This is a genomic window from Pseudomonas sp. (assembly GCF_030690725.1).
Taxonomy (GTDB): Bacteria; Pseudomonadota; Gammaproteobacteria; order Pseudomonadales; family Pseudomonadaceae; genus Aquipseudomonas.
Genome location: NZ_JAUYGD010000006.1, coordinates 1 through 3,868 on the forward strand (window position 1 = coordinate 1; position 3,868 = coordinate 3,868).

4 protein-coding genes and 1 pseudogene are annotated in these 3,868 nt (G+C 61.2%); all 5 read right to left on the reverse strand.

Annotated elements, in window-relative coordinates; translation table 11 throughout:
* Positions 1 to 181: 181 nt before the first annotated feature.
* Positions 182 to 1,051: a LysR family transcriptional regulator gene (locus Q8O69_RS01585; RefSeq protein WP_010466239.1), complete on the reverse strand. Its 870-nt coding sequence runs from the start codon at positions 1,049 to 1,051 to the stop codon at positions 182 to 184.
* The gene (gene ptxD / locus Q8O69_RS01590) at positions 1,045 to 2,055 is read right to left on the reverse strand and encodes a phosphonate dehydrogenase PtxD (RefSeq protein ID WP_305589158.1); all 1,011 of its coding nucleotides are present in this window, start codon (positions 2,053 to 2,055) and stop codon (positions 1,045 to 1,047) included. Before ptxD ends, Q8O69_RS01585 begins: the two co-directional genes overlap by 7 nt.
* An 8-nt stretch (positions 2,056 to 2,063) precedes the next feature.
* The gene (gene phnE, locus Q8O69_RS01595) at positions 2,064 to 2,891 is read right to left on the reverse strand and encodes a phosphonate ABC transporter, permease protein PhnE (RefSeq protein WP_033937774.1); all 828 of its coding nucleotides are present in this window, start codon (positions 2,889 to 2,891) and stop codon (positions 2,064 to 2,066) included.
* 8 nt (positions 2,892 to 2,899) lie between these two features.
* Entirely contained in the window at positions 2,900 to 3,763 is an 864-nt protein-coding gene (phnD, locus tag Q8O69_RS01600) for a phosphate/phosphite/phosphonate ABC transporter substrate-binding protein (RefSeq protein WP_305589159.1), read from the reverse strand.
* Positions 3,763 to 3,868: pseudogene (locus Q8O69_RS01605) on the reverse strand (phosphonate ABC transporter ATP-binding protein); the annotation flags it as partial. The gene phnD and the pseudogene Q8O69_RS01605, both read right to left, overlap by 1 nt.

Sequence of the window (3,868 nt, forward strand, 5' to 3'; positions counted from 1 at the left end):
ATCAGGAACAACTCCTTGCGGGTTTGCTTGCGCTTGCCAGCGTACTCGGCGTCGGCGAAGGTCATCTGCTTCATCGGGAAACTCGGTGGGTGGGGTCGCGGTATTTTGCCAAATCAGAAAGTCTTTTTCAGAGTTTCCCTAGGCTGACAAGCCAAGCGCTGGATCGCAACCATCCATCACCTTATCCAGCTAGATCTGCCTCCTCCAATAAGTGCCGCACAAATCCCGGCGGGTGCAGATTTCCGGGAGGTTTGCGCCAGATCAGTTGGAGACGCTTTTCAAGCCCCGGGATGGGAAGAGCTACCAGCGCGCCACTGCGAACTTCGTCTTGTACTGCGGAAGCCATCACCAACGACACGCCGAGTCCCGCCCTCACTGCTTGTTTGACTGCCTCGGTGCTGCCTAGCTGCATACCGCTGCGAGGCACGCCCAGTTCGCCAAAGTATTCGGTCAGAAGCCGTCCGGTACCGCTACCCGGTTCACCTCCCAGCATCGGCAGGTCCACCAGACGATCACGTTCTATGCACCCTGCTTCAGCCAGCGCATGGTCGGGGCTGACGATAAGCACCAGCGGCTCGACCCGCCAGAGGCGGTGTTCGAAGTCGGGGTGAGGTAGCCACCATTCCATGATCGCGGCGTCGAGCTGGCCCGCCAGTAGCTGGTCGGCCACATCCGGGTTGGCGGCGATGCGCAGATCCACCTCGCCCCTCTCATTTGCGGTCGTCAGATAGTTGCGCACGAATGGCTGGAGAAGGTAGGTGCCGATGTTGGAGCTGGCCCCGACGCGCTCACGATTGCCATGCAGGGCTTCTAGCGCCCGGGCGTGCATGTCGAGCAAGGCGGTCGCATGCGGCATGAAGGCCAGCGCCCGTGTGGTAGGCTGGCAGCCGCTACGACTGCGCTGCACCAGCGTTACGCCGACCTGCTCTTCAAGCTTCTGCAAGTGCTGCGACACCGTCGGCTGGGCCAGCCCCAACGCCCTCGCCGCGCTCTGAAAACTGCCTGTTTGAACGATCGCTACCAGGCTCTTCAGCCAGACCGGATTCAACATGCGGCAGGCTCGGCCTTGGGCAGACGGTTCGCAGCGTTGATTGGGCGCGCACCTGCCAATACCTGGATGATGTTCTGCGCTGCATAACGTTCAATCTCCAGGCGCACCGCGCGCACTGCCGACCCTATGTGCGGAGTGAACAGCGTATTCGGATGCGCGAGCAGCGCAGGATCGATCAGCCGCGGCCGGTCCGCGCGAGCCCAGTCTTCCATTTCGAATACATCCGCCGCATACCCGCCGAGCTGGCCTCGCTCAAGCGCCGCGAGCACGGCGGCTTCATCCACTACCGAACCACGACAGGGGTTTACAAGCAGAGCGCCCGGCCGTACGAGGGCAAGCAGCTCGGCGTTGACCAGATGCTGGGTATCGGCATTCAAGGGAAGCGCCAGCAGGATGAAGTCCGAGCTGGCGAAGAGTTCGCTGCACGCCACCTGGCGCAGGCCGAGCCGTTGCTCGGTTTGTGTATCCAGAGCCTTCGCCTCGTGGTACTGCAGGGTCGCGCCCCATCCCTGCAAGCGCTCAGCCATGGCCAGTCCGATGGCGCCCATGCCAAGGATGCCGACCGTAGCGTTATCCAGCCCCGTGCCGTAGAACTGTGGTTGCCAGCCCTGGAACTCGCCAGAGCGGACGAACGCATCTGCTGCTCGCAGATGCCGCCCCAGCCCCACCGCCAGTCCAATCGCCAGCTCGGCAGTCGGGACGGTCAACAGATCAGGCACGAAGGTCAGCCAGACCCCGCGGGCAGTACAGGCGTCCACATCGAAATTGTCGAAGCCCTTGAGCGCGCAGCCGACTACACGCAGCTCAGGGCAGGCTTGAAGAAAGTCTGCATCGACCCAATCGGGCATGAACGCCATCATCGCCTGAGCATCGCGGCAGCGGCGCAGAATTTCCTCGCGCGTCAGCGTGCTGTCGGTCTGGTTGGTCATCAGCTCGCAATGTGGCGCCAGCAGTTGCAGGATCTCATCGTGTACCCGGTGAGTTATAACGAGTTTCGGCAGCATGGAGTTTCCTATTTGAAGTGTTTGCGCAGTACGCCGCTGAAGGCGTCTACCAATGTGACCATGGCCAGGATGACCAGCAGGATCGCGGCCACCTCCTGATACTGCATGATGCGCAGCGAGCCCATGAGTTCGAAGCCGATACCGCCGGCGCCAACCATGCCCATCACAGTTGAGGCGCGAAAGTTGTATTCCCAGCGGTAGATCGCCACGTCAGCGAACTGCGGCGTCACTTGTGGCAAAACCGCGTGGAGCAGCACTTGCATCGGCGTAGCCCCCGCCGCCCGAGCGGCTTCCACCGGCGCTTCGTCGACGTGCTCGATGGCCTCGGCGAAGAACTTGCCGACCATGCCGATCGAATGCAGACCCAGCGCAAGCACGCCTGGCAAGGCGCCGAACCCTACGGCTGCAACGAAGATGATGCCCATGATCAGCTCCGGCACCGACCGCAGGGCATTGAGCAGCACCCGGGCAACACCGAACACAAGGGGGTGCGGCGCCGTATTGCGCGCTGCAACGAAGGCCACCACCAGCGAGAACACCACTGCGATGGCCGTACCGGCGATGCTCATCGCCAAGGTGTCGATCAAGGGGCGAATCCAGCTTCGATAGCCCGAAAAGTCCGGCGGCATCGCCTCGCCTGCCAGGGTCGCGATGGAGGGCAGGCCGTTCAGCAACGTGGTGGCATCGAGCAGCCCCACGTACCAGCAGGCCAGCAGTACCACTCCGAGTACAATCGCCACCTGCCCCAGCTGGCGCCACCAACCGAGGCCGAAGCCTCGGAGGATGTGCTCGCGTTGCTCAGCAGGCAGCGCCTGCACGTCGTAATGAGTAGACATATCGGTGCTCACATCGTGGCGAAGTCGAGGCCGAGCAGCGATCCCATGTTGCGGATCACATCGTAGTCGGCGTCGGTGATTGGCGCGAAGGCCTCGGCCTTGAAGTTGCGCAGCACTTCGGGATCGTCGATACCGACGAACACATCCCGAACCTTGGTTTTCAGCTCGGGGCTCAGGTTGGAGCGCATCGCCCAGGGGTACTGGGGATATTCGCCGCTGTAACCGAGTACCTTCACTTTGCTCGGATCGATCAGGCCACGTTCGGCTACGTGATTGAAGATCACCTCCGACAGCCCACCCGCATCGGCGTTGCCGTTCGCCACGTTGACGGCAACGGCGTCATGCGTGCCCACAAAATGTTGTTCGTAGTCCTGCCCACCCGTCAAATCGGCCGTCTCAAGAAGCACGGTTTTGGGAATCAAATGGCTGGACGTCGATGCCCGGTCACCATAGGCCATCTTCTTGCCCTTAAGGTCGGCATACTCATTCACGCCTGACGCCACATTGGCGATAATCACCGAGCGATAGGTCGGCTTGCCGTCGATGACCATGGCAGCGAAGGGCTCGATGTCGCTTTTGCTTTTGGCCATGACGTAGGACAGCGGACCGAAATACGCCAGGTCGATACGGCCAAAGCGCATCGCCTCAATCATCGAGGAATAGTCGGTGGTTACGATCAGCTGCACCTTCTTGTCCAGATGCTCTTCCAGATAATCCTTCAGCGGCTGGTTACGCTTGATCAGCTCGGAGGCGTTCTCGTCCGGTAGCAGGGCAACTTTCAGTACATCTGGATCGGCATCGGCCGCTACGGCGGACAAACTTGAAACAGCGGACAGCAAGCAGGTCAATAAGAGCGCGGATAAGCGTTTCATCAGGACATCTCCAGTGAAGGTTCGAGCATGACAGGTGGTTCGGCCGGAGCATTCGCTGGCTGAGTCGTAGAGCGGCCTGCATAGATGCGCTCAAGCTGCGCATCG